This is a genomic window from Chitinophaga sancti (assembly GCF_034087045.1).
Lineage (GTDB): Bacteria > Bacteroidota > Bacteroidia > Chitinophagales > Chitinophagaceae > Chitinophaga > Chitinophaga sancti_B.
This window is the reverse complement of sequence record NZ_CP139247.1, coordinates 2,813,497-2,834,558: the sequence shown is the minus strand read 5'-3', so window position 1 is coordinate 2,834,558 and position 21,062 is coordinate 2,813,497. Positions and strand designations below refer to the sequence as shown.

14 protein-coding genes are annotated in these 21,062 nt (G+C 41.7%); 3 read left to right on the top strand and 11 right to left on the bottom strand.

What is annotated here, in order from left to right; genetic code table 11:
- Nucleotides 1–59: 59 nt before the first annotated feature.
- The 5 genes from SIO70_RS11910 to SIO70_RS11890 all read right to left on the bottom strand — a co-directional run bounded on the left by SIO70_RS11910 (nucleotide 60) and on the right by SIO70_RS11890 (nucleotide 7,892).
- Nucleotides 60–440 carry a YidH family protein gene (locus SIO70_RS11910; protein WP_320581080.1) on the bottom strand — a complete coding sequence of 127 codons (381 nt, stop codon included), beginning with the start codon at nucleotides 438–440 and terminating at the stop codon, nucleotides 60–62.
- A 153-nt stretch (nucleotides 441–593) separates the two neighbouring features.
- Nucleotides 594–2,729 (bottom strand): S9 family peptidase, encoded by a 2,136-nt coding sequence (locus SIO70_RS11905; protein ID WP_320581079.1) that lies wholly within the window; start codon nucleotides 2,727–2,729, stop codon nucleotides 594–596.
- Nucleotides 2,730–2,882: 153 nt separating this feature from the next.
- Nucleotides 2,883–3,380, bottom strand: coding sequence for a hypothetical protein (locus SIO70_RS11900; RefSeq protein ID WP_320581078.1), 498 nt, complete (start codon nucleotides 3,378–3,380; stop codon nucleotides 2,883–2,885).
- A gap of 1 nt (nucleotide 3,381) precedes the next feature.
- Entirely contained in the window at nucleotides 3,382–4,362 is a 981-nt protein-coding gene (locus SIO70_RS11895) for a hypothetical protein (RefSeq protein WP_320581077.1), read from the bottom strand.
- 431 nt (nucleotides 4,363–4,793) lie between these two features.
- A complete protein-coding gene (locus SIO70_RS11890; protein WP_320581076.1) occupies nucleotides 4,794–7,892 on the bottom strand; it encodes a glycoside hydrolase family 2 TIM barrel-domain containing protein in 3,099 nt (1,032 codons plus the stop codon).
- Between the two features lie 137 nt (nucleotides 7,893–8,029).
- Between SIO70_RS11890 and SIO70_RS11885 the strand changes: the two genes are divergently transcribed.
- Nucleotides 8,030–8,362 carry a HopJ type III effector protein gene (locus SIO70_RS11885; RefSeq protein WP_320581075.1) on the top strand — a complete coding sequence of 111 codons (333 nt, stop codon included), beginning with the start codon at nucleotides 8,030–8,032 and terminating at the stop codon, nucleotides 8,360–8,362.
- A gap of 34 nt (nucleotides 8,363–8,396) precedes the next feature.
- On the opposite strand, the gene SIO70_RS11880 is transcribed toward SIO70_RS11885, so the two are convergent.
- The 5 genes from SIO70_RS11880 to SIO70_RS11860 all read right to left on the bottom strand — a co-directional run bounded on the left by SIO70_RS11880 (nucleotide 8,397) and on the right by SIO70_RS11860 (nucleotide 16,501).
- A complete protein-coding gene (locus SIO70_RS11880) occupies nucleotides 8,397–8,882 on the bottom strand; it encodes a DUF2004 domain-containing protein (RefSeq protein WP_320581074.1) in 486 nt (161 codons plus the stop codon).
- Nucleotides 8,883–9,007: 125 nt separating this feature from the next.
- The gene (locus SIO70_RS11875) at nucleotides 9,008–11,572 is read right to left on the bottom strand and encodes a glycoside hydrolase family 31 protein (RefSeq protein WP_320581073.1); all 2,565 of its coding nucleotides are present in this window, start codon (nucleotides 11,570–11,572) and stop codon (nucleotides 9,008–9,010) included.
- Between the two features lie 112 nt (nucleotides 11,573–11,684).
- Nucleotides 11,685–13,808 (bottom strand): DEAD/DEAH box helicase, encoded by a 2,124-nt coding sequence (locus SIO70_RS11870; RefSeq protein WP_320581072.1) that lies wholly within the window; start codon nucleotides 13,806–13,808, stop codon nucleotides 11,685–11,687.
- A gap of 2 nt (nucleotides 13,809–13,810) precedes the next feature.
- Nucleotides 13,811–15,124 (bottom strand): ATP-binding protein, encoded by a 1,314-nt coding sequence (locus tag SIO70_RS11865; protein WP_320581071.1) that lies wholly within the window; start codon nucleotides 15,122–15,124, stop codon nucleotides 13,811–13,813.
- Nucleotides 15,125–16,501, bottom strand: coding sequence for a tellurite resistance TerB C-terminal domain-containing protein (locus SIO70_RS11860; protein WP_320581070.1), 1,377 nt, complete (start codon nucleotides 16,499–16,501; stop codon nucleotides 15,125–15,127).
- 246 nt (nucleotides 16,502–16,747) lie between these two features.
- Here SIO70_RS11860 and SIO70_RS11855 point away from each other — a divergent pair, with 246 nt between their 5' ends.
- A complete protein-coding gene (locus SIO70_RS11855) occupies nucleotides 16,748–17,158 on the top strand; it encodes a hypothetical protein (protein ID WP_320581069.1) in 411 nt (136 codons plus the stop codon).
- Nucleotides 17,159–17,394: 236 nt separating this feature from the next.
- Here the strand turns inward: SIO70_RS11855 and SIO70_RS11850 are convergent, their stop codons facing one another.
- Nucleotides 17,395–19,581 carry an outer membrane beta-barrel protein gene (locus tag SIO70_RS11850; RefSeq protein ID WP_320581068.1) on the bottom strand — a complete coding sequence of 729 codons (2,187 nt, stop codon included), beginning with the start codon at nucleotides 19,579–19,581 and terminating at the stop codon, nucleotides 17,395–17,397.
- Between the two features lie 585 nt (nucleotides 19,582–20,166).
- Between SIO70_RS11850 and SIO70_RS11845 the strand changes: the two genes are divergently transcribed.
- Nucleotides 20,167–21,051 (top strand): UPF0489 family protein, encoded by an 885-nt coding sequence (locus SIO70_RS11845; RefSeq protein ID WP_320581067.1) that lies wholly within the window; start codon nucleotides 20,167–20,169, stop codon nucleotides 21,049–21,051.
- The last annotated feature ends 11 nt before the right edge of the window (nucleotides 21,052–21,062 follow it).

Here is a 21,062-nt window from a genome sequence, read left to right as displayed (position 1 = left end):
AGGAAAGGCTGCCGGTTTTGGCGGCCTTTTTTATTTGGGGGGGTACCAGACAATGATTATCACATGCTTTCTATTAAATAAGCTATCAGGAAGATGCTGGCGATCATCAATGTCAAAACCAGAACGTATAAAAATGTAGATGAATGTTGATAACTGTTGGTGCTGATCTGTCTTTCTGTTCTTTTGTACCTGAGTAAGGATAATAATAAACTGAGCGCCCCGGTAATGACCATTAAGATCCCTATGGGAGCGGAATATCCATACTGATGTATGGTGTTTGGTTTGCCTAAGGCCAGACTGATCTGTTTTACGAACAGGGAGAATTTCACTACGACAAATCCGAATGCCATGATGCCGATGCCAGTTCGTACCCAGGCAAGTAAGGTACGTTCATTGGCGAGATGGTCTGTGGGATTACCTTTTCTAGGTTCGTTATTCATGTCTGATCAGATTTTCTGATTAAAGTTGATGCTTGTTTTTCCGGTGGAGATGAATGGATGGCTTTGCTGTTTAAGAGGTCATATATTTGTTGCAAAAAATGTGCTATATAAATATGAATTACGAACGCAGTGCGTTCGTAATTCATATTATGATTATAAAAATCTACTAAAGAACTCATACGTCCTTAACATCTGATCTATTCTTTGCCGGTTATCCCCACTCCTCACCAACTCATGACTTGCCCCCGGATGCCGTACATACTCCACCTGCTTACCTAATGTATTCATACTTTTAAATAACATTTCACTCTGCGATACCCCTGTTCTCAAATCATTCTCCCCATGGAAGATGAGTAAAGGCGTTGTAATATTCTTTACATAGTTGATGGGGGATTGTTCTTCCAGCACCGCTTTCACACTATCCACATATGGGAACCCGCCAAAGTAATTCTCCAGCATCTTCCCCGCATTTCCCTCTCCAAAAAAGGTCTTAAAATCATACACCCCACGTTGACAACTTGCTGCTCTGAACCGATGATCATGCCCTACTATCCACGCAGTAAGGTAACCAGCATAAGACCCACCACTGAGGAAACGTTTTGTCGTATCTATCCATCCCTGTGCCTCTGCTTTTGTAAGGGCCGTCAGTACATCGCTGGATGGCCCTACACCCCAGTCACGGTAATTCGCCCTGATGAATTCATTGCCATAGCCGCCAGAACCTCTCGGATTGCAATAGACTACGCCAAATCCTTTGCCGCAGAAAAACTGGAACTCATGCCACATACTCGCTTCACCAGGTCCCCACATGGCTGAAGGCCCTCCATGCATATCTAATAGTACCGGGTATTTCTTTTGAGGATCAAAATTCACAGGCTTCATTACCCAGTATTCCACAGTCAAACCAAGATTGTTGGTAAAAGTGAATTTTTGAGGAATAGACAATTCCCGCTCACTCAGCCAACCTGTATTGAGTTCCGTAATCGCTTTCTGAGATTTTCCATTCAGATCGGAGATGAAAACTTCTGAAGGGTCCATGATCCATGTCTTTGAGAAAATCAGTTGATTGCCGCTGATGTCAAATTCAAGGATTCCTTCATCTTCTGTAGTGAGCTTCGTGACCTTCCCGGTTTTCACATCTGCTTTGTATAAACTGGTTCCACCATTATTGAGAGCCGTAAAGTAGATCGTCTTCTCATCTGCAGAGAACTTTGTCTTTCCTTTTAAACGATCCAGTGGAATACGTACAGGAGCTGCTAAGGTAGCTAACGGGCAAATCCACATCTCCCCTATATCTACTTTCTTTTCAGTAGTGCGCTGAAACACCAGCCATTTTCCGGAAGGAGATACTGCTTCTAAAAAATAGGAAGAATCCTGTGCATGTAATAACTGCGTCAGGTTATTGCCATCTGTACCTACAGAATAGATCTCCACCTCCTTCATATCATCCGGATGTTGATGGGCTTGCATATTAGCAGATACCACTATCTTGTCATTTCCTGCAAAAGCAGGATTTTCGTAAGAGAAAAATCCATGCGTCAATTCTCTTGGTGTAGCACCTGCAGTTGTATCTATGATAAAGATATGCGACAGATGCACTTCCGGATCGACAGCGGTCTCGCCCTGAAATTTAGAATGGGTGATGACTTTCGCTTTTTTATCTTTGGCATTATCATACAGATACGCCCTGACTGCACGAAGGTCGCCATCGGGGTTAGGGTTGGTGGTATCTGTTAATAAATCTTCGTTATGAGCAAAACCAGGTGCCCCATCATTCCAGGAAGGCACCATTCGGCCTGGGTTTAAGACTTTATCATTAACTAATTCCTGTAGGGAGATTTCAGTTGTAAATACCAGCTGCCTGCCATCAGGACTCCAAACCGGGGCACCTGCACCATATACAAAATCCGTCAACTGACGTATCTTGCCATTGGCAGTGGTGTAAAGAAAAATTTGTGGTTTACCTTTGACTGCTTTTACAAAGGCAATCATGTTACCTGAAGGGCTATAGGCCGGCGAAGAAGTAGCCCCTGTGTCCAGCAATTGTGCCTTGCCGGCAAGGTCGGAAATGTACACCTGTTTCAGATAAGTGTAATCCTTCTTCTTTGCCGTATCAGGAATAATGCTGGTCACTGTGTATACAGCATGTTTTCCATCAGGGCTTAACTTCACCTCCGATGCTCGTTTTATCCGGAGCATGTCAGTGACTGCGATGGGTTTCTTTTGGGCAAAACCTGCATGGATAGCAGTCAAACAAAGGATCGTCTGGATGGCCGTTTTAAGTTTCATAAGCGATTTTGGTTGTGTGTTGTGCTTATGAAAAATAGGCAATAAATATAATAAAACAAAGGAAGGCCCATTTAAGGGCATGAAATAACTATTCAGAGAGCAAGGTATTTACTTCCGTTACCAACGGTAACAAAAGTCTTACCCATATCTTTATTAAACCCCTACCTCCGCACGTACTGTACTCGTAATCTTTTCAGGCAACCTTAAATTCCGTGCATAGTTAGCCATCGCCTTTTCCTCTCCATGAGAAAACACCCCATTCTTCACACATTTCTTCAACGCCTTCTCATACCATATCTTCCCCACCCGCTCATGCAGTTCCTGTACTTTCTCATTGCTCAATCCTAATATCTCCTGCAAATGCTGTAGGCTATCATCGTCCTCATACCCTACCTGATGTTTCCTCAAAATGAAGTTCAGATATGCGGCATAAAACTCCTGCATATTCAATGGAAACATTTTGTTGATATCTACCTTATACTCCACACCAATTTTCAAAATCATCGCTCTATTGATCTGCTCCATCGGTGTAGTTGCCAGTAAATTATTCACCGCTATGATAGCATTCTCATCCGGCTCCTGCTTAAACAGGTTTTGAAAAAAACTTTTATTTACTAACGGTACTTTCTGATAAGGAGGTTGTGTCGTCATGCTATTCATATTTTCTGGATGTTTCATATTCAGGTTCCCTTCCACATACACCACCGTGGTGCGAACAGGTGCCCCGCCCTGTAGAATAAGAGGTACTCCCATCACAACACCTCGTCACATATCCCGTCACTTTTTTTATTTCAGGATTGATCTTGTCATGTAGAGTATTGGCTTCTGCACTTCCTAATTCCATCGCTCTTTTTAAATCTTTTACCGCCTCTTCATCATCTCCCAGCTTGTCATAACACAAAGCACGCTGATACAGCATGGATGCATCGTCAGGATGGTCTATCATGAGCACGGTCAGAATATTCAGTGCATCCTGATACTTTTTAGATTTCATGAGTCTGGACACACTTGCCATTCTGGCTTGCTCAACAGCACGGTCTACCTGGGCTGTTTCTTCCGGTGAAGTGGCCAGTGCGATAGCATGATCATATCGTTTGTCAATTTCATCGAATGAAATATTGGTTATCTTCTCCGGATTATTCAATAGTACCAGGTCTTTACTCAAACTGTCTTTACGAATGCTATCCTGCACCATAAGCAGATGCTGCGCCTGCGCCTGAGCAGGATCCATTTTGGAAGCCGCCTGTTCTTCTGCCGGTTGCTTTTCCGACGCTTCAACTACTACAGGTTTATCTCCTGCTTTTATATCATCCCCATTATTTACTATGAGTATAAAAGAAGGTATCAGCAACAAGCTATATACTGCCGCTTTTATAACGGATGTAAAAGTGAAACGTAATTTCCGCTCTAACCACCGGTGCACTGGCAATAACAGCCCTGTAGCCATTATAAAGAACAATATAGCCAATGGTGGGTGAGGAATACTACCTAATGCCAGTATATACAAGAATACCGCACCAGCTGTAGTGAAAAACTTTTTTGCAAAAGAGGTTTGATCTGTTGTGTGTCCGCTTACGAAATATTCAGGTATTATTTTCGCATTTTCAGGGATCAGGTTGGGAATGTATTTCATAACGCGTTAAAATTAAATCTTACTTCTAAGAAATATGTTAATAAGTGGTTAACGATCAATATTGATCTGACATGTGAATGGTAACCACCTTATTATGAAAGCAATAATCTTACTGGGCACGCTCAAGCATAGCGGGGTCCCGAATACGGAGGTAAAGGTCTCCTTTTACGGCGTTGTCTGTGTTGTGGGAAGGGCAGGATACATCAAGAGATGAGTTGTGGAAAAAGTATGAAGATAAGTATGCTTCTCTGACTGATAAAATGATTACACAATTAAAAAGGTATACATCGTAAATAGACTCAGCATTAAAATTAAAAGAGCGTGTATCAAAAGTTACACGCTCTTTTAATTCGGATACCTTGATAGAGCGAGGTTCCTGTTTATGAGATTCTAAGGAGTTTCATTTATTTATGATAACCCCCTTTTCATTTTTAGAAGCCATTCTTAATTGGCGTGATCATAAATGTAAAGTGATAATCCTGGTAATGCAGGAGGTACTTTTCTAGCGGCAGCCTTCCCCAGCTGTCGATACCACCCAATCCCATCTGTGCTTTATCAATACATATATTCGTGATTGGTTCTGGTTGTAGTAATTCACTATGCCGCTGATGTTTTTTATCTCCATCGTCCAATGCATCTATTGAATAATTTAATGCAGATATAGAGAACGCCGTATCACTGGTAAAACGTAATCCGTTTCCTCCCACCGTCATTTGATTCCACCAGCGTACATCTGTTTTGGTACCTGTTTCCTGTGGACGGATGTAAGGATAGAACTGTTGATCCACGGTTTGTGAATATACACCCAGTTGTGCTGCACTGTTTCTATCGATATAATTTTCGCCCGGACCGCGGCCATAATATTTAATGTGACTGACATCTTTAGGCATTTGCAGTTTCATACCGAAGCGGAACATATCTGATACTTTCGCACTTTTATCGGCTTTCAGGTCTTGTGTTACCTTTATTGCCCCTTCATTAGAGATCTCGTAAGTAAGTGACAATTTTCCGGATACAGCCGGCATATCGTAGCTGGCCTGAATAGTAATAATTCCATCTTTACGTTGACTATTAAAAGAGGTCAGTTTCAATTCAGGGTTTTTCCACACACGGAATCTATGTTGCAGCCCTGCTCCGAAGTCATTGTCTGTCGGTGCACGCCAGAAATTAGGAGACAGGTATGTACCTTCTTTCAACATAGACTGGCCTGCAATCACATATTGATTCAGAAAGCCATTATGCCTATCGAATTCAATATGTATTTTATTGTTTTTAACAATCAGGTAATTTTCATCATTATCCTGCACATGCAGTGAATCTGCACGATCATTCCCTGCTAATGCGTAATTGAAATTATAGTCAGAAATATTCAATTGGTTTTTTGCCACTATAAATCCTGCCGGAAGCAGGGTTTCTGCTTTTTTCAATTTGAAGCTGATGTTCAATAGTATTTCTTTTCCTGAAGGAAGATCATAATCCAGGTTGAATACTTTTTTCTGGTGAGGGGGTACATCGAGATTCAAAAGAACGCCTGACTGTAATTTTTCTCCATCTGCCAGCAACTCCCATTCAGCATAATAGTTATCCAGATTACGGAAGAAATTTTCATTGTAAATCGTTACTTGTCCTTTTGACAAGTCTGCCGCAGATGCCCAGATATTCTGGTAAAAGTAACCTACTTCATATGCATGCGGATTAGGTCTTCTGTCAGGGGAGATGAGACCATTATCCAGGAAGTTGTTATCAGAAGGATCATATTTATTGAAGTCGCCACCATAGGCGTAAAAGGTATGACCCTGTGCATTTTTTATATGTAGGGACTGATCTACCCAATCCCATATAAAGCCACCCTGGTACTTAGGATATTTACGTACCAGTTCCCAGTATTCCTTGAAATTACCATCTGAGTTGCCCATTGCGTGTGCATATTCACATTGGATGAGCGGTTTATTGATATTACCCTGGCTGTATTTTTCAGATGCTGCCGGAGATAAGTACATCGGGCAGTAGATATCTGTAAAATCGTTCGTGCCGGCTTGTTCAAATTGTACAGGACGTGTTTTGTCATCTTCTTTAATCCATTTGTAGCAGGCTTCGAAATTTGGGCCGAAACCGGCTTCATTCCCTAACGACCATATGATCACAGCAGGATGATTATAGTTGCGCTGTACATTACGTTCATTACGTTCCAGGTGAGCTTTGGCATAAGCAGGATTTTTGGCAAGGGTCTTCTCGCCATATCCCATACCATGGGATTCAAGATTTGCTTCTGCCACCAGGTAAATACCATACTGATCACAGAGGTCATACCACAGATTATCGTCAGGGTAATGACAGGTACGGACTGCATTTACGTTTAACTCTTTCATCAATCGAATGTCTTCCAGCATACGCTGTGGAGATACCGCATAGCCAAAGTCAGGATCCATTTCGTGACGATTCACGCCCTTTATCAATACTGGCTGACCATTGATCAGCAACTGGGCATTTTTGATTTCTACCTTACGGAAGCCTACCTGCTGGCGGATCACTTCCGTTACTTTATCTTTTGTTTTCACTGTTACTAAAACCTGGTACAGATAAGGATTTTCGGCTGACCACTTCTCGGGGGCATTCACTTTCAATGAAAGCTTTTGTAAACCTGTACCTTTAGATTGTGTACTGGTCACCAGGTTCCCTTTTCTATCAAATAACTGTACTTCGGTCGCTGCATCTCCTTTAAGTTGCAGGTTCACGAGCAGGTTAGCATCTTTGTACTGATCATCTAATTCAGGTGTAATCCTGAGATCTTCCACATGTACATTACCTCTTGCAAAGAGATAACAATCCCGGCCTACACCGGTGAGTCGCCAGAAATCCTGGTCTTCCAGATAACTACCATCACACCAGCGGAATACCTGGAAAGCGATCAGGTTAGGTTGGCCAGGCTTGAGATATTTAGTCAGGTCAAACTCCGCTTCGAGCTTGCTGTCTTCACTATAGCCTACATATTGCCCATTTACCCATAAGTACATATTGGAAGTAACAGAACCGAAATGAGCGATAATCTGTTTTCCAGACCAGGATGCCGGCACGGTGATTTCTTTGCGATAAGAGCCAACATGGTTCTTTTCTGCAGGAACGACAGGTGGATTCAGAGGCGCCTGAAAATGCCATGGATATTCGATGTTGGTATACATCGGATCACCATAGCCGTTCAATTCCCAAATACCGGGAACAGGCATCTCTTTCCATCCCTTATCATTAAACCCTTGTTTGAAAAAGTCCGTCGGACGTGCATCGGCGTCAGGTACCCAATTGAATTTCCAGTAACCATTCATGGTAAGGAAGTTCGCCGAGTGCTCTTTCACGCCTTGTCTGGCGAGGCTTTCATTTTCATAAGGAAAAAAGTTTGTATGCATTGGCAGGCGGTTTACCGCATTGACATTTGGGTCCAGCCATTCATTAGATTGCGCATACAGATTGTGTGGTTGTAGAGAGCAGCAAAGCAGGGTTGCGATGATGGCTACTCCGTTGAGACCGTTTTTCATATTTAGTATTATTATATTGGCATGGCGATAAATATAATAAAAGTATTGGTTAGGCCATAGACGAAACCGATACTTTTAGTTTTTTATTAAATTACCGATGGGATTGAGTTATTGGAGAAATTTATATTTTTGAGGGTATGAAAGAACAATTGTTAAATAAATTAAAGGAGAATTCAATTTCGTTTAAAGATGTGATTGAGTTTATTGAAGCGGGCTATACACATCAGGCTACGGCTTTTAAGAATGGAGAAGCGTATAATGAAGCGACACAGAACCAGGGAAGTGCAAAGGTGTTTGCGTTTGCAAAATTGAATGGGTGGAGTAAGGAGGATACGCTGTTATTGTTTGCAGAGCATTATCAGGCGGTATTAGAACATCCGGAAGCTACGGATCATCAGAATATCAGGCAGTTTATGAAGCATGGCTGGGATGGGATTTCGTTTGAAGGGACGGCGCTGATAGCGAAATAAATCAGGGAGGGTGTCTGACAGACACCCTTTTTTTTTAGCTTTCTACGGTGATGTATGAAAGATCACCGTCTTCGTCGGTCGTGATAACGAGGATATAATTTGTAAAGTCTTCGCCGAAGGTATAATCATATACAGCAAACTGGTGACTATCCGGGTAAAAGACTATCCGGATCGGATGGATCTTCTTTAATAATTGCTCGTCCATATCATCTGTTGCGTTGACGCCCAATTCCTCGATTTCTGACTCTTCTTTGTGAAATTCAAAATAGAAACGTACTCCATCTTCAGCGTCTTCATCTGAATAATTTTCATCGATGAATTCTTTTGTTTTTAATAAGTGTTCATCAATATTATCGAGATATTTCTTCAAAATTTGTAAACTGGAGAGTTCGATGCGCTTATCTGCAAAGTTGAGGTCTAACCTGATATCGTGGCCGGCTAACCTAATTTCTGTATCATAACTATTTTCCAGCGCGTCGGAATCAATGGATCCAAAGTAGGGTAAGGTGAATTGAGGCATTTGACAATCGTATTTTTTGAAAAGATAGTCAATCTATCCTAATAAATAAAAAGGGTTCATGAACGAGATCATGAACCCTTTTATTTCTAATATCTGTTTTCTTGTAGCTTTACATATATGCCTTTTTATTTACCCGCTGCTTCCAGTGGCGCTGTTATTTTTCTGAGAGTGTTTGCATCCACCCCTGGATAAGCTTTCATTGTTTGTATACAAGGGAGAATTTCGTTATTTAATTGCTCAACCAATGCTACTGTTTGCTCAGGATGATAATTGATCATACCTGGAATAGCAGACAGTGCCAGGATACAATCTGAAGTATTCGCAACCCAGTCTATCCTGGCAGTTTCATACTTCATATCTTCTGTAGATTGTGATAAGCGGGATAATATCAACGCTGCTTTGTAGAGCAGGTCTTCTTTTCCTTTGCCTGCAGCATTAGGTATTACTTTTACCTGGATTTGTTCTGCACAGGAAGTAGCAGGGATACTTATAGTAGCCATCAGTCTGTCAGCTGAATATGTATAGGTGGCAGGCTGACCATTGACAGATATACTGGCAGGAGGAAAGATAGAAGGATATTTTATTTCGTAACTTCTACCTGCAGGCATTCCTTTATAACTTCCTTCGCGGGGAGAGATCGTCAATACCATCGCACCATCCGCAGCCACTACATTTCTGATAGCAGTGAAGCTGTAACCTTTGTCTTTGTATTCTTCAGAGTTCCCATCATCTTCATATAACTTCGTAGCACCACTACCACCAGGTATTACAGTCAATATCAGCGTGTCTGATTGCTTTTGCAGGTTTTTAATATTTCCATACATCGGAATAATACTTCCTGCTTTGATAAATACGGGTACCTGGTCCAGTGTGTATTTATTTTCTACAAATTTGTTTCCTGTAGTCAGGCCACCGGAGAAATAATCGAACCATTGACCAGCAGGTAACCAAACCTTTTTACCTGCAAGATGTGTGATACTATCTGCTTTTGCTGTAATTGGCGCCACGATCATATCATCGCCGAACAAATACTGCTCTTTGGCTGTATAAGCTTCCGGTGATTCCGGATAGTCGTAGTACATAGGACGGCAGATGGATACACCTGAATCAAAAGCTTCGTGTGAAGCCGTGTAGATATAAGGATTTAGTGCATACCTGAGCTCGTAAGCTTTCAGCATCATTTTATAGTGTTCAGGGAACTTCCAGATCCGGCGTTCGTTGAAAGCACTCTTTGAACAGTGGGTTCTGAATATCGGGCTGAATGTACCAAACTGGATCCAGCGGAGGTACAATTCAGGATCAGGATTATCGGCTACGTGGCCACCGATATCATGACTCCAATAGCCATAACCTACGTTGCTTGCAGTAGCTGTAAAGTATGGCTGGTAAGCCAGTGAAGCCCAGGTACTGCGGCTATCGCCAGAGAAACCGATCTGGTAACGATGGTTACCTAAACCACCCCAGCGATGGAATAAGAGTGGTCTGCCACCTTCTCTTTGCTTGTCGGTGAAGAAGGTATAGTTTAACCACCATGTATTGCTCAGGCCTATCAGGTTGCGGTTTTCCAGCCATTGCTGCCAGTCTAGCCACCAGAAATCAATCCCTTGTTTTTCGATAGGATGCAGCACGCTATCAAAGTAAATTTGCGCCCATTTTTTATCTTCTATTTTGAAAGGGATATTCTTCTTGCCGGTGGTATCAAAATCATAAGCTTTGGCGAAGGAATTATACTGTGCTTCCATAGGAGCGATACCGGAAGCCGGGTGCAGGTTCAGAGCGGTTTTTACACCCCGATGATGTGCCCAGGTTAAAAATTCTTCCGGTTCAGGGAAGAGGTTTTTATTCCAGGTATAACCTGTCCATCCTGTAGGTTCGCCCATCATATCTCTTTTCCAGTCTTTGTTAAGTCCCCAGGTATAGTGCCAATCCATATCGATAATCAGTACATCGATGGGGATATTGTAGGTGGTGAAGTCGTTGAGGAGGCCTCTGAGTTCAGTGTCAGAATATGTCCAGTACCGTGACCACCAGTAGCCGAATGCGTATTTAGGTGGCATGGGGATCTTTCCAGCTACGCGGGTGTAATCGTATAAGGCTTTCTTATACTCATGCCCATAGCCGAAAAAATACCAGTCTTGTTTGTCACCTTCTTTTCTTGTGGTAGCCCAGTTCCAGTCTTTGTCACCGTCGAAGAGGAGTTGATTGGAATCGTCGATCAGGGTCCAGCCACTTTTAGAAAGGAGGCCGTCTTCCAATTTTGCATCACCGTCGGTTTGATCGAGGGTACGGGTGGTGCCTTTTAGATTTAAAGAATCTTTGAGACCGGGTACCCAGTCAACTTTACGACCGTTGAGGGTGAAAGTGATCTTCAGGTTGTCTTTGGAAAATTTGCCTGCGTTCTTTTTGTAGCGCAGGGTGAGTTGGGTGGTTTTTATTTCGAGAAATTCGCCTGCATCCTTTTTTTGGAAAGGGGTGACAGGGAGGTTCCTGTTGATAAAAACGAGAGAGGCTTTGTCCTCGAAGGCTGCTTTTTCATTCCATTCCATGCGTATGAGGCTGGGCGTGAGAATGGTAAAGCGGGCGGAGCCGATGGTCACTTGTGAAGCCGGGTTGGCGACAGGGTTTTGAGACCGGGCGGAGAGGGAAAGCAGTAATAGGAAACCTGAGATGAGTCTGTAATTCATATTCATGACTGACGCGGAAATAATAGTAAGGCGGGAAGATAGGGAGATTATTTGGGGAGGGGAATGATGGCAGTCAGCGGGTAGGGAGATAGTTATCCTAACCCGCTGGGTCAGGTTATCAGGAGTGAGTTTGTGAGATGTGAACAGCGCTTAAGAAATCCATGGCGGCTTCGAAGTTGAAGCGTTTATCTCTTACTAAATGCACCTTGTATTTGAGTGGGAGATAGCTACCGAATTTTGAAAATGCAAGCATGAGGGGATCATGCTGAACAGCGCTCTCCAAAACGGATGCAAGTTCATCATAGGCCTTCATGGCCTTTTGAATAATCAATTCAAAGTCACCGGCCTTAAATTCGAACATGCTTTCATCTTCCCTCAAATTGTATTTAATATTAGCAGCGTTAAACAAAAAAGCCAGGCTACGATTGACTTTGGTGCCATGAAAAGAATACCAGAACATATCCTTGATCTGTACTTTCAAAGGGCGATCCGTTTCAAGATTTTCAATTGTATATAATTCAAAATCCAATTTTAATTGACGAATTGCTTCTTTTGCATCTTCACTAAGGTTGGGCATCTTTTCCTCCCTCACCAGCAAGCGCAGCATCTGTTCGCGGATTTTGGGATGTATATCAGCACCTGACCCCGAGAATAAAGGCTTCTTCCCATCCATAGCAGGAACCACGGTTATTCTCTTTGCGGGCAGATCTACATCTACTATTTTCCAGATTCTGGCTGCCAATAGCATATTGTTATCAACTATAATCTGGGAAGAAAATGGGACTTCTCCTATAGGCTTATCCTGACACCGGACTTTCAACAAAGTATCAGTTTGGAATACGCTATAAAAGTCTTTGGTATTGACGATCTTCTCCCCTTCTACCCCTATGATAAGCTTGCCGCCTATACATTCAAGCAGATCTGTTTGGATCAGGTGGCGTAATATTTCCCTGATCTCATCGACTGTTATGTATTTAAATGCAGTATTGATGGATAATCTATGCACCAGTTCTTCCTGTGTACACTCCGAAAGCTGACGAACTAATGCCAATGCCTGATGTAGTAAGATATCATAAGGCTTTTCAGTATATTCAATTGGTTCCACAAATCCTTCCCCTTCAAACAAAGTCATACAGGCAACTGACTGTAGCAGGCTCCATGGATCGGTGGCATACAATGACAATTTACTTGTTTCATTTCCTCTTCTTCCACTTCGCCCGATTCGTTGAATCAGGCTGGCGATTGAATGGGTAGCATCTATTTGTACTACTTTATCTACAGAGCCAATGTCTATACCTAATTCCAGGGTAGAGGTACAGGCGATGGTAAACGGAAAACGGACATTGTTCCTGGCGAATTCTTCGATGTATTCGCGCAACTCTTTATGAATGGAGGAATGATGGGAAAAGTAATAAGGGTGCCCTCCTACTTTCTGTGATAACTTATGCAGTTTTACAGCGACTTCTTCTGCCAGACCTCTCGCATTGGGGAATATGAGTACTTTATTATTACATACATTCAGGTACAGATCTTTGATTAAAGCGAGTGGTAATTCTGCCCCTTCCTGTTTGAAATATCTGAATTCTGTTTCTATTACCTTACTTGTGGTATCACGTAAGATCTTCGTTGTATTTTCAGGACCAGCCATCTCCTTTGCCTGGTTGTAGCTGCCAATGGTAGCGGACAAGCCAATCACACGGACATTGCCGGCATTTAATTCACGTATCCGAAAAAGCAGTGACTGCAATTGCTTTCCCCGATCCGTTCCTAAGAATGCATGTATTTCATCAATCACAATAAACTTCAGGTTACTGAATAATACCTTTGCCTTATAAGCCGAATTCACCAACATCGCCTCTATCGACTCAGGAGTTATTAATACAATTCCCCTCGGATCATTTACCAGCTTTTCTTTCAATGTGCGATTGGCCTCACCATGCCACCTGGTCACAGGTACATCGAGATATTTGCATAACTCTTCTACACGGAAAAACTGATCGTTTATCAACGCTATTAAAGGAGAAATATACAATACCTGCACTCCCTGTTCATCAAAATTCACACTGGAAAGAATAGGCAAAAAAGCTGCTTCAGTTTTCCCGGAAGCGGTACGGGAAGCAAGGATCAGGTTATCTTCAGATTGTAATACTTTCTGAATAGAAGCAGATTGAATGGGACGTAAACCCTCCCACCCCTGCTCTCTTACATACCGCCGAATCGGTTCTGATAATAGTTCGTACACGATTATAATTCTTCTATATCAGCTAATAAGGTTTCATTGGGTCTTTCATCCTTCACTTGTATATCTCCAAACAACTGTTGCTTGTTAATATTCGGATTCTGACGGATAATACTCAATACATTGAGAAAATCGCGAATCACTTCACGAGGTGTTAAGAACTCATTTGCACCCGGCTTATTATATAACTCTTCCATAAATAACCGAACATCCTCATCACTCACATCCATTGTAATGTTATAATTCAATTCAAAGACCGCCTTCAACTTCTTGAGCAATACAAAGATTTCATTATTATTCAGCGGCAACAACCTGATTACCGGCTGCGCAAAATCGCGCACCAACTGGCTTTCAAATTTATTAGTTTCCAGTCTTGATTTTAACGCCTGGTAACTGAACAGCCCTCTTCTTGGATTCTCCAAAAACTCAGCCGTACCGGCAAAGTTGATAAACAGGTTACTCACCTTACCCTGGAAACAATCATTATAGATAGAGAGGATCTTTTCATAATTTTTTTCACGCATCGCAGATGTGGATATCTTGTACAAATTGATCGCCTCATCCAGATTGATCATAAAACCACTATACCCGATACTTACAAACAGCTTCGTGAAATTCTTCAGCATATCATAATAGTTCAGGTCATTGATAATCTCCCGAACACCTAAGTCCTGCCTTGCTTCAACCTTTGTTTTATATTCTCCTTTCAACCATTTCAATGCATTCCTTCTCAGCTGCTCATCATGCCTGATAAAGCCTTCATAGTATTTCATGATCACATGTGCAAAATCAAATGCACCTACTTCTGTGACTTCATTCACCGTCTTCAGAATATTTCGCTGAATCAGTTCTATATATTGATCATTGCGGATCTCAGTAGGAGATATTCCATTTTCCTGCGCAGTATGGATCATGATCTGCTCGATCCATTTATCTAATAAGGTAGGCAAAGCACCACCTTCAGGCTTCGTCTGGATAGCGATATTGTCCATGATAGCGGAGTACAATACGACTGCTTTTCCATCATTTGCATACAGACGGTTATCAGGTGTAAAGTCCGCATTTGTTACTACGAATTTTTGTTTCAGGGCAACGGTATTGAGCAGGTGCATCATAAAAGACTTACCCGATCCAAAATCACCAATCCAGAATTTCACTATGCTGTGGCCATTCTTCACATCTTCCAGCGCATGCAGGAAAGCATCTACTTCTGCTGAACGACCTACGGTGATATGTTGTACGCCAATCTTTGGCACCACACCACCTAATAAGGAATTAATGATTGCAGTTACTTCTTTGGGCTTAATATTTAAAGACATTTAGGAGAGTATTTGTGTATAATAATTAACGTTGATAGTATATTGATCGTCATCTTCTTCGATGAGCACATCATCCAGTACTTCGTAGCAGGTTTCGTTGATACTGTCGAGCAACTGGTTTTTGAACAGACCTTTTCCCAGTGCAAATGCTTCTACATCACTTGCGCTCACCTGGTAGTCGTCAGGAAAGAGTTTTAAGAACTCCACCTGTAGCGGGCTTAAAGGGGTTGCCGTTTCGGGTAAGGGTTCCTTCTCCGGTTCGGGAATGAATATGACCTCTTCTTCCTGCAGGTAACCATTTAAAGTTTCGACAGTAATACTGTGGGCTTGGGTAGCCATCTGGATCTGCTCATGATCCAGCTCTATTCTGCGACGTTTAGGCTGGCAGATCTTGTCTACCAGGGTCAATGCCCTTACCAGGTTCTGGTCTTTGATCAAACCATTGACGATGGTCAGGAATTCGGTCAATTGGGATTCATCTGTAAAGAGCTTTTTCTGGATGGATTTATTTAGTTCTTTCTGATCAAATTTGGGCGATTTGAGGTCGTGGTAAATATAATGGAGGTAAAATTTAAGCGTTTCTGGTTTGTCGTATGGTGCCAGGAACCGGGCAGCTTCGTAGTAGATGTTTTCCCTGGCGGGGTTGCGCAGGTTCTGCGTTCCCAGGCGGTAGAGTTCTGTGACTGTTTTATCCTTTGAATAAGTGGCGGTGATTTCATTCATCCTGTCTTTCCAACGGGTGGTGGTGGCGGCATTTAGTTCCAGTTCAATCTGCTCGTCCGTTTCCCCTATGGTAGGCTGGAGGTAGGCCACGATTTCGTCTACCAGAGGGCCTAGTTTGCTGTTAAACTGGTCTTTGGCTGGGGTACTGTAGCTGGTATATTCAGCGGAGATCTTACGTTTATGTCCCCAGGTGGTTCTTACAATGGCTTCCGCCTTTTTATAGATGGTATAAAAGGCTTCTGCCTCGGCGGCCTGCTGGATATAAGTATTATCGTAGCCGATGAAGTATTCGGGCGATTGTAGGGATTTTTCCCGGATGCGGGTGATCTCCTGTTCAAGGCTGCTCTCTTCCTTTTTCAGGCGTTTATTGAGCGATTTTACAGTAAGCAGGAAAAGCTTGACGATGGCGATTTCACAGCCTTCAATACTGTTAAAGGCGTTGCGAAAGCAATCGAATGAATTGAGCCATTTAATTTCGTCCGGGTTGAGGTTCAGTCGTGTCTCGTATTTTTTGCCCAGTTTGATGTCTTGCAGGTATTCCGGTTCCTGGTCAGGTCCGGGTTGGTTGCTCTGGGTCGGGATTCGAAGATCTGCGGGATTGACTATGTTTGAAACATCGATCACATCCTTATCGGGATTTTGATAGTTCGCCATAGAGGAACAGATATATGGGATTATAACATGACAATTAATTGTCTTCAGTACGAATATGCATTTCAAGTTAAGAAAAAGCTGTGTATTTTATGACTGATTTCTATTTTTTGTTCAAAATAGTACAGCCCGGCAAGTTTTGTATTGTATTTTTACAGATATAAAAACCTATGTTTTGTAATGAAAACGACCCTTTCAATTTTATTGATTTTTATTTGTTCGTTAAATGGATTTGCACAGAAAAAATGGATGTCAGAGGTTCCCAAGCAGATCATTATAGTAAGAAGTACTAAAAGCTACGAGGAGGCATTGACAGCGGCGAAAGATGCAGCCAAGAAGCTAGGGAAGAAATTAGATTTGCGGGAGTTGGGTCCGAATGCGAAGACAGGATTAACGTTGAGTGAGGCAGCGTGTAAGACAGGAGGTAGTGATGAGAAAGATTTCCCTTATTACCCGGCAAGGGGAGATGGGAATGCCGATAATGATGATTATATATCAGTGGAATATTCAAATGCGTATAAGAATCTTTCAGGCGGATATTATATTGTGGTGGCAGGCATACAGGATGTGGAAGCGAAGAAGTTATTGGCAGAGGTGAAAGCGGTGTTTAAAGATGCATATGGGAAGCGGACAGTGGTGTGGTATGGCCCGATGGATTAAATGAATTTTTAAGGAGGCTTGGATGCCTCCTTTTTCATTATAGCACGATGGAGAATTTGCGTGATCTTTTAAGTGCCTTTTCGATTTTTTACCTGGGTTGATTTCAAAAAAAGAGGGGGGTCTAGCTCATCTGTTTTATAATCACATAAAAAAAACATAATAAACAATTGATTATCAATAATTTACCTTTCAGTATTGGAGGTAAAAAAGGCGTCTCCATTACGAGACGCCTTTTCCTATTTAGCTCTTTTGGATTCATCTTCCGCACCTGATTTCCACTTACGGGGTTGCTTTTTCTGATTGCCAAAGTTCCATGCGAAGGAAGCTTTCACGAACCTGTTTTCAAATCTGTCTTCCGCATATCTTCTGATTCCACCGTAATCAAGATGAGCACGAATAATCATCTGATTAAAGATATTCAGACCGTTCAGCGTGATTGTACCCCTGTTTTTAAGAACCTTCTTTCGCAGTCCTACATCTAACTTCCACATGGCATCGTCTTTAAAAGTGCCATAGTTAAATGGTCCTATGATGGAGCAGGAAACATCTACCATCAGGTTAGCAGGTAAGGTGAAAGTCTGTTGTGAATAAAAGCTGTAAGAGGTAACGTTGATATCTACGATTCCACTCTTCTGCCGGCCTTTGAGACTGTTATTGTAAAGGTTGAGAGAGTTGTAACTATTCCACCAGTTAAAGAAAGTCCAGCTACCAGAGATATCTATAGACACACGGCGCTGTGTACCCAGGTTAGCACGCTGGTATATTATTTTTGAACCATCCACAGTATCAATGACCTGGTTCAGCAGATTGCTGGTGTGGGAGTAATTAAGACTGGTGGTTAGGAACTTATTGAATATGTGCATCAGGCTCACCTTATCAGTGTATTGAGGCACAAGGAATGGATCTCCCCTATCGTACAGGAGGATGGTCATCCTTGTTTCAAATGGATTTAAATATTGATAGTTGGGTCTGTCAATGCGGCGACTATACAATAACCCAAATGTATTGGTCTTATTGATATCATAAGATACCATTGCTGAAGGAAACAGATTCACATAGTGTCGTATATTTTCCGTCTTTATATTGCTTTGTAATGGAATGAGGGTTCCCTTTGAGTTTGTTTGTTCCAATCGGAGACCTGCCTGCCAGGAGAACCGTTTGTATGATTTACTATAGTTTGCGTAGACAGCATTAATATTTTCTTTGTAGTCAAAATGGTTGGTCTGCGAAGTATCCATTTTATCCACTCCATTCTCCACATTATAAAAACTGAAATCATTGGCAGCCTTCACAATACTGCTTTTCCAACCTGCTTCAAAGAGACCTTTAAGGAGCTTGACGGAATAATCAGCCTTTAGTGCATAGATGTCAATACCGGAAGAAGAAACGTTTCGCAGGTCTTCATCTCTTATCTTCTTATTGTCTGTGGTATAAAAGGCATTCGGCTGGAAGGTATTGTTATCATAGTTAAAATGCAGGTAGCTTCCGTCTATAGTCAACGTAGTACCTAAAGTATCTTTATAACGATAATTGGCATTAGCAGAATAATTGCTGGATTTTACCCTGCCATGTATGCCAGAGGTCAACAGAGAATCAATCAATGCCGGCGTAACGCCGATAGCAGTGTTCGTAATGCCATCTGAACGATCACGGGAGATGTTGCCACTGAACATGGCCCCCAGTGTACTTTTACTATTGATGGTATAGTCAACACCTGTTCGCAGTGAATAAGCATTTGTTTTACTATCGCTATTCAGGTTATCAGAGTAATAGACGGTATTATCATCTGCCTGTGTAATAGTGCGGTCAGAAGTGAGCTTACGGTTGTATTGCTCATTGGCTGCAGTCAGGTTGAGGAAAGAGTTGAGCCGGTTATTACCATAATTCAATGAAAGGTCGTTGTTGTATTTTGGGCTTAATCCATATGTGAATGTAGTAGATGCAGTACCATTGAGTCCATACTTATCATTCTTTTTTGTAACAATGTTGATGAGTCCACCTGCTCCGGAGGCATCGTATTTTGCTGATGGATTACTGATCACTTCCATGTCACTTATCTGAGTAGAGGACATTGATTTTAATAGTGTACTTAGCTGTTGCGCACTCAGCTGCACAGGGCGGCCATCTATCATCACTGTAGCAGAAGATCCCAGCAATATGATGTTATTCTGATTGTCGACGACTACACCAGGCAATTTTTTTAGCAGATCAAATGCATTGAATCCGTTTTCATTGACAGTGTTTGCAATATGAAAAATTAACTTTTCCTTCTTCATTTCAATCATTTGCTTACGGCCTGTGATCTTTACTTCCTTCAGGTCTTTTGGCGATGGTGGAGGAAGAGAATCTTTTCGTTCCTGGGCTTTCATATTGGCAGTGTAAAAGAACACAGGAATTACGTAGGGTAAAATCAGGATCTTCATTTAGTTCGGGTTATTTTGTCTTAAAATGGGTTACATCACAGGTGTGATATATAGATTTAGATTTCGGTTGCCTGGAAAGATAGATAAACTTTTTAATAGAGTTACAAAGGCGTCTACTCAAATAAAATAAAATTCTGCAAAAGAAAAAATTTAAAAAAATGAGTACTTGACAATATTATTTTCCTATATTTGGTTACAACAATTGAAAAAGGAAGTTTACTTAGCGCGGATTTGTTTACTACTCAAAATAACATGAGAACCCAAAGGACCCTTTTCAGAATCCCCCATTTTAATTACTAATACAATAATTTCATTAACCTGGCTTTACCTGCAAATTCATCTCGAAGCACAACTGGCAACTTGTAAGAGGAGGAAAATGTAATATTTCCAATAGTAATCAATATCCCTGATTGCAATAACCTCTATTATTTATCAACAACGATACAGCTCTCAGATCCGCAACCGGCGCTGAATAGGAGAGATTTTATCACAAATTTTGAACTTGTTAGCCATTAGCAATGGCAGGAAGGCTGTTTATATCATGCATGTCAACCCGTTTATTTAACCTGGAATTAACCCATTCGTATGGATAAGAGAGCTATTCCACTTTTTATAATTGAAGAGCACCATGAAGCATTTTATGTATGGAACTATGCTGCACAGCAGCAGCTGATACCGGCCTCCCACAATAGCTTGCTGCATGTGGACGAACATTCGGACATGTCTGCAGGAAGATTTAAACGCACTATATATGCGCTAAACGGACATCTTGAAGATATCAGAAAGTATACTTATTCTGAATTAAGAATTGATACATTTCTGAGTGCAGCGATTGTGAAAGGACTCATTGATAAACTTTGCTGGGTAAAGCAAACGCACAATGGTTCTACAGGTGAAGAGATCCCTATGTATGTCAGCTCTTATAATAACGAGGGTAAGAAACTGTCTATCGCCAGAATGCCAGCGGCTGATGAAAATGCGCCCATACACCCCTTTGTTTTTTCGAGAGCTCTTGTGCATGAAATGCCGTCAATGCCCAACCTGCTGCTGGATATAGATCTCGACTTCTTTTCCTGCGCAGGTAATCCATACAGACAACAGTTACTTTCCATAGAAGTCAGTCAGGAACAGTATGATGAATATACAAGCAATCCTTATCACATGCTGAACTATCATTTCACAAGAATATCAGCAGATAAAAAGGATAACAAGTGTTACTTCATCATTAACGACTATGACGAGATCTATCTTGATACCACTTATGTGAGTGAGGATGTGATCAGAGAGAGGATTGCCCTGTTTGTTTCTGAATTGCAAAATAAATCAATTACCCCCAATTTGATCACCATTTGCAGATCACGCCACAGTGGCTACACCCCGGCTGATCAATGGGAATTTATTGAAACAATGCTCATCACTGAACTCAATAAGATCTATGCGTTAGACGCTATTTCATATCATTCCATCTGAACCTTTTAGTA